Raw genomic sequence first — 5962 nt, forward strand, 5'->3', positions numbered from 1 at the left:
GCCCGGCCGGACTCCAGGAACTGCCGCTTCCAGTTCCCGATCGACTGCTCGGACACCTTCACCCGCCGCGCGGCCTCGGCAACGGTCATCTCACCGGCCAGGATCGACAGCACGATCCGGACCTTCTCCTCCGGCGGCAACACCGGCGGCCTCACCATGATCGATCAGACTCCTTCACAGGGCAGGACCCGCAAGAAACAAGCCCTGCCACAAAGTCTGACGCGCGACACGTTTACCCAACCCAACCAAATGGGATGTCTTCCAATGGGTGCTTGCCGACCGTGGCTCACCAGGAGTGGCCGTCCGGTCCTCCGGGATCGACCGGGTGAAGCCTCCGCCACAGAGGCGGATGCAGGCCAGCTGCCGAAATATCACGAGGACGTCCCCCTCTCTGCTGGTTCCGGCAGTCGCGTGGGGGCACGCTCCAGGAGCCGTCACTGAAGGGATTGGGCGGCGTACCGTCGAGAGCACCGACGAGGAAATACCTGACGCCCAAATCAGTCATCGCCGCTAGCCCGAGGCGCAGCGCCCGTTCCTTGCATCCAACTCCCTGGTCCCGCAGGGAAAGGATTCCCACCGTGCCACTCGTCATGAGAGGAACCCTGGCATGACATTATCGGGCATCAGGAGACCGGGCCTCCACATTACCTCACTCGTAGGATTCAATTGGCATAAACCCGCTTGCATAACCTCGAGAAACGGCAGAGAAGGGCCTGATGTCCCCGCTCACAACACATCCGTAGAGGAACTCGGAGACCTCCATTCCGTAGGAGAACGAACGCCCGTCCTCCGTGATAGCCACGATCGGCCAACGTTCCGAAATTTCTCCGCGAGTCTCCCAGAAGAGTGAATCTCCGCGCCCCGTGACGCCCCAGATCATCAACCCGCCCGGATTTGGGAAGACCGAGTACGGCGCATACATCGACTCGAACTCTTGATCCAGATCGGCCAGTTCCGACCGCTTCTTCGATTCGCCCACAATACCGCCGTGCGAAATGTCTCCAACCGCCCCAAAAACTTCAATCGCGCCATTGAACTCACCCCACCCGAACGCCTCAGCATAATCCTTGTAAGATCCCGGAAGCGCCAAGCCGAGCAATGACTCGACCGCAGTCCAGTCGACATTCTCTCGCGGTCGATCCCATCCGATTTCGATACGAAGACGCTCAGTCCAACTCAACCTAGACCACCTCCACTATCAACGAACGTTCGGAACTCGCGCCACAAACCTTGTATTCCTATTGCCCCAAGCGATCATGACAATGGATGTCGGGATCGTGTTGTCGCCATCGTAAACCGGGCGGACGGCATAGTAAACCGACTCACCTGAATCCACTGCAGCCTTTACCCGGTTCTCGTACCGCTTCATGGTCGAGACGTTCACCAGACTGTACAACGGAACCAGGTTACGGCGGTCCAGCCCGTCACCGCCCAGCTGCCGCGCCAACAGGTGACCACGGTTCAGGCCGGCCCCCAGACGGAACCCCGGCGGCAGCAGGTCCGGATCCCGGATCGGCCACTCAACCTCACTGCCCATGATGTTTGTCCAATCCTCATTGTGCGGATTGAGCAGCTCACCGGTGCCCGAATCGAAGTAATTGTAGGCAGGCCGGTTAAGGCAGGCCTGCACTCCGGTTGCCCGTCCAAGCCCGTCCAACGGCTGGTAGTAGACCTTGCTTCGCCCCCCGTTCACACAGTCGTATCCGGACTTTCGGTCATCGAATTTCTGAACGTACGACTCGGCCTCAACGTCCGTCAGGACAAGGAGCCCGGGATTCCCGAGCTCATTTTCGGGAATGACGTTCTGCTCAATGGTCAGCTGGTTCAGCAGATCGACCGTGTTATAGCTCGCGGCGAGAAAGTTGAGGGCGTCTCGGGAGTTCGGGGGGGTCCAGTCGACCTGGGGGGTGGGGCGTTGGGGTGCGGGTGCGTTCTTGTCGAGGATGGGTTTGGGGGGCTCGGCCTTGGGCGCGGCCGGGCGTGGGGGTGCCTTGACCGGGCCGCAGGTCTTGCAGGTCGGCTGCTTCTGGGGGCCGCGGGCTCCGGTCGGGTTCTTGACGGACGAGCCGGTCGGCTTCTTCGGGGACGCCGGGCCCTTCGGCGAGGCCGGTGGCGCGCCCTTTGCGGTCGGCGAGGAAGCTGTTCCCTGGCCGACCGGCTTGCTGCTGGACAGGCGACCGGGGTTGCTCCGACGCCAGTCCCGGGCCTCCTGCTTCTCGCGGTCGATCTCGTTGCCCCAGGAGCTGCTCGACGATGAGCTACTCGTGGAGCCATAGCCACCGAGTCCCACCACGTTCGCACCGGCGAACGGCACGCCCGGCACGGGTGCGGAGTTCGGAGCCTGTGCCCGGGCACCCGAGGTGTTCGGGACGTACGGCGCGGCCGGCTGGGCCGCCTGCGGGGCGGACTGGCCGGAGCCCTGCTTGATGGTCACGGAGCCGCCGAACCGGCCGTTGCCTCCGAAGTTGATACCGCCGCCGTTGCCGGCCGCCGCCTGCCCGGTGCTGGGGCCGGGGACGGCGGGGGCCACGGCCGCCGGGCCTCCACAGCCACAGTGCGAGATGTTCTCGTGCCCTGTCGGGTCGGTGCCGTTGATCGGGCTGGCGTTGCCGTACGTGTAGCGGTTGGCCTGGACGGACGGGGACGGGTTCAGCTGCCAGGAGTCGCGGGAGGTGAAGCCGCCGGTACCGGGACGATACCAGCGGGCGCTCATGTTGACGTCGCCGGTGGTGGGGTCGGTCCAGCCGGACTGGTAGCCGAGGCTGGACCGGGTGCCGCTGGTGGTGACGGGCTTGCCGAAGGGGTCGTAGGTGGTGGCGCCGACGACGGCGGTGCCGTCGGTGTTCAGGGTGGCGGTGGCGTCGGTGTGCTGGTCGGTGCGGATGCGGACGTTATTGGTGCCATCGGTGGCGCCGAGGAGGGTACCGGCGCTGTCGCGGGCGTAGCTCCACGTGCCGTCGCTGGTCAGGTTGCTGGTGCCGCCGTCGTAGGTGAACCTGGCGGCGTTGCGGCCGATGACGCGGTCCAGGCCGTCGTAGGTATAGGTGACGGTGCCGTCGCTGATCAAGCGGTTGAAGGCGTCGTAGCCGAGGGTCTCCTCCTGCACTCCGGTGGTCACGCCGGTGAGGGTGCCGCGTGCGGTATAGCGGTAGGTGCTGGTGCCGTCTCCGAGGAGCCGGTTGCGCTCGTCGTAGGAGGCGGTGGCGGTGCCGTTGCCGGTGCGGTTGCCGGCGGCGTCCCAGGTGTACGGACTGGTGGTGCCGTCGGCGGTCCACGAGGTCAGACGGCCGGCGAGGTCGTAGCCGTAGGTGTTGTCCCGCACCGGGTCGGTGGGGGTGCCGCTGACGGTCTTGCGGGTGAGACGGTCGTCGAGGTCGTAGGCGTAGGCGGTGGCGGTGAGCTGAGCGCTGGTGCCGACAGTGGGGTTCACGAGGAGTTGGTCGGCGGCGAGGCGCCCCAACGCGTCGTAGCTGAGACGGCGCTCTGACATGGCCTTGAGCTTGGTGGTGTCGGCCGGGTCCGGGGCGACGTAGAAGTGCTTGCTGAGGCGGCCGTCGCCGTCGTAGCCGTACCAGTTCTGGGTACCGGTCTGGGGGTTGTGCGCCCAGTCCAGCTGACCGTCGGGCTTGTAGCCGAAGATGCTGGTTCCGGTGGACTTGTCCCAGCGCTTGGTCTGACGGCCCTCGGCGTCGTACTCCCAGGTCTGGGCCTGGACGTTCAGGTCGGTGCCAGCCTTGAGCAGCAGGCCCCGATCGTTGTAGGCGTACGCCTGGCTCGCCGGCGCGGTCGCGTTGTGCTGGACCAGCTGTCCGGCCTTGTCGTAGGCGAACTCGCGGTCGATGGTCCCCGTCTCCGCTCCGGCCCCGCTCTCGCGGACGACACGCCCGGCCGGGTCGAAGGTACGGGTGCGCACCACGCCGCCCGGTTCGGTGAGCTTCACGGCCTGACCGGCCACGTCGTAGGCGGTGGTCCAGGTGCGGTCGGCCGCGCCGGGGTGGGCGGTGGTGGACGGTTCGACCGTGCTCTCGGGAAGGCCCCAGGCGTTGAACGTGTAGACGGTGGTGTTGCCGCGTCCGTCGGTGAGACGGGTGCGGTTGCCAACGGCGTCGTAGCCGAAGGTCGTGGTGATCGGCTGGCCGACGGCGACGGGCTCGGTGAACGCGACCGTACGGCCGAGCGCGTCGTAGCGGGTGGTGGTGACGGCTCCGGTCGTCGGGCTGGTCGCACTCACCGTGCGGCCTTCGAGGTCGAACGCGGTGGTGACCGTGCGCAGAACCGAACCGGCGGCGTCGAGGTCCTCGGCGACGACCGGGTTCCCGAGGCCGTCGAAGCGGATGCGGACGGCCTCGCCCATCGGGGCGGTGCTCTTGACGAGGCGGCCGACACCGTCGTAGTCGCGGCGGCTGGTGCGGCCGAGCGGGTCGGTCGCCGTGACGATCTGGCCCGCCACGTTGTACGTGGCCTTCCCGACGCTGCCGCCGGGGCTGGTCGCGGCGGTCTGGTTCCCGGCGTCGTCCCAGGTGAACCGGCTAGTCAGGTTCTGCAGCACGGGCTTGCGTTCGACCGTGGTGGCGGTGAGGACGCGGCCGAGCTGGTCGTAGGTCGCCTCGGTGCGGGCTCCCAGCGGATCCGTGGCGGAGAGTCGGAGCCCGGTGGGGGTCCAGGTGGAGGTCCAGGTGGGCGGATTGTCGTCGACCGGAGGCTGCAGACCGCCGACGGAGTTGGGATCCACGCGCTTGGTCCCGTGGCCGAGGCGGTCGTACGCGAAGGTGGTCCGTCGCCCGGCCGGGTCGGTGGCGGCGACGACGCGGGACAGCTTGTCGTACTCGACCCTGCCGGTGGCGTTGAGCGGGGTACCGGCTCCGGGCGGCGTGTAGGCGGGCAGGGCGGTGGAGGTGGCACGGCCGAGCCGGTCGACGGTGGTGCGGGCGACGCGGCCGAGCGGGTCCTTGGCGGAGACCTCCTCGCCGAAGGCGTTGTAGCCGGTCGTGGAGGTCGGCCTGATGATCGCCCCAGCGGCGCCGCCGCTCTCGGCCGACACCGGCGGCGAGGTGACGGTGACGGGGCGGCCGAGGACGTCGTAGGTGTACGTGGTGGTGTGGGCGGCCGGGTCCGCGCCCGCCGCGTTGCCGATCGGCGAGGTGCTGCCGATGACCAGGCCGCGCTGGTCGTAGGCGTAGGTCGCGACGCTGCTCGGTCCTCCGAGGGAGGAGGACAGCTCGCTGCGGGTCAGGCGGCCCGCGGCGTCGTAGGTGTTGCTCTGGACGCTGTTCTCGATGTCACTGACCTTCAGGGTGGTGGACGTGACGCGGTCGTCGGCGTCATAGCCGGCGGAGACGGTGCGCTTGAGTCCCGCCGGATCGAGCACGCTCCGGGTGACGTGGCCGACGGAGTCGAAGGTGTTCACCGTGGTGGTGCGGCCGCCACCGGTGGTGCGCTTGACGAGCTGGCCGGCACCGTCGTACTCGGCCGCCTCCATCACGATGGAACGGACGGTCCCGTCGGACTGGGTCACGTTCTCGACAGTTACCGTCGCGGGCAGCCCGTCGTCGAAGTAGGTGTAGGAGGTGACGGCGCCCATCGCATCGGTGACCGACGCCAGGCGTCCGGCCGGATCGTAGGCCCGACTCTCGACGGTCAGGTCACGGGTGGCGCCGACGTCACCGTTCCAGCCTTCGACGACGGTGGTCGCGCGCTGGCTGCGAGGGGTGTAGGTGAACCGCGTGACCTGGCCCAACGGGTCGGTCAGGCTGGTAATGCGGCTAAGCGCGTCGTAGCCGTAACGGGTGACGCCGCCTTCGGCGTCGGTGTCCGTCTCGGCCCGTCCGGACGGTGTACCGTCCGCCGGCCCGATCCCGTTCTGCCAGCGGGGCCGCGCGGGAAAGTTCCTGCTGGGCCCCCTGACCCGATCTCTCCCGCCCCTGGTGTCCGGTAACGCGGAGCACCCGAACGGCCCGGCGGC

At 67.8% G+C, this 5962-nt stretch carries 3 protein-coding genes; all 3 read right to left on the reverse strand.

All coding sequences use genetic code 11. From position 1 onward, the window contains the following. Window positions 1-158, reverse strand: a 158-nt coding sequence (locus PUR61_RS00095; protein ID WP_329874325.1) for a helix-turn-helix domain-containing protein, incomplete at its 3' end; no start/stop codon positions are given. A 491-nt stretch (window positions 159-649) separates the two neighbouring features. Further along, window positions 650-1180 carry an SMI1/KNR4 family protein gene (locus PUR61_RS00100; RefSeq protein ID WP_329874323.1) on the reverse strand — a complete coding sequence of 177 codons (531 nt, stop codon included), beginning with the start codon at window positions 1178-1180 and terminating at the stop codon, window positions 650-652. An 18-nt stretch (window positions 1181-1198) separates the two neighbouring features. Then, window positions 1199-5737, reverse strand: coding sequence for a DNA/RNA non-specific endonuclease (locus tag PUR61_RS00105; RefSeq protein WP_443035090.1), 4539 nt, complete (start codon window positions 5735-5737; stop codon window positions 1199-1201). Between the last annotated feature and the right edge of the window lie 225 nt (window positions 5738-5962).

It is taken from the genome of Streptomyces sp. BE20, from assembly GCF_036322525.1.
In the GTDB taxonomy this organism is placed as follows: Bacteria; Actinomycetota; Actinomycetes; order Streptomycetales; family Streptomycetaceae; genus Kitasatospora.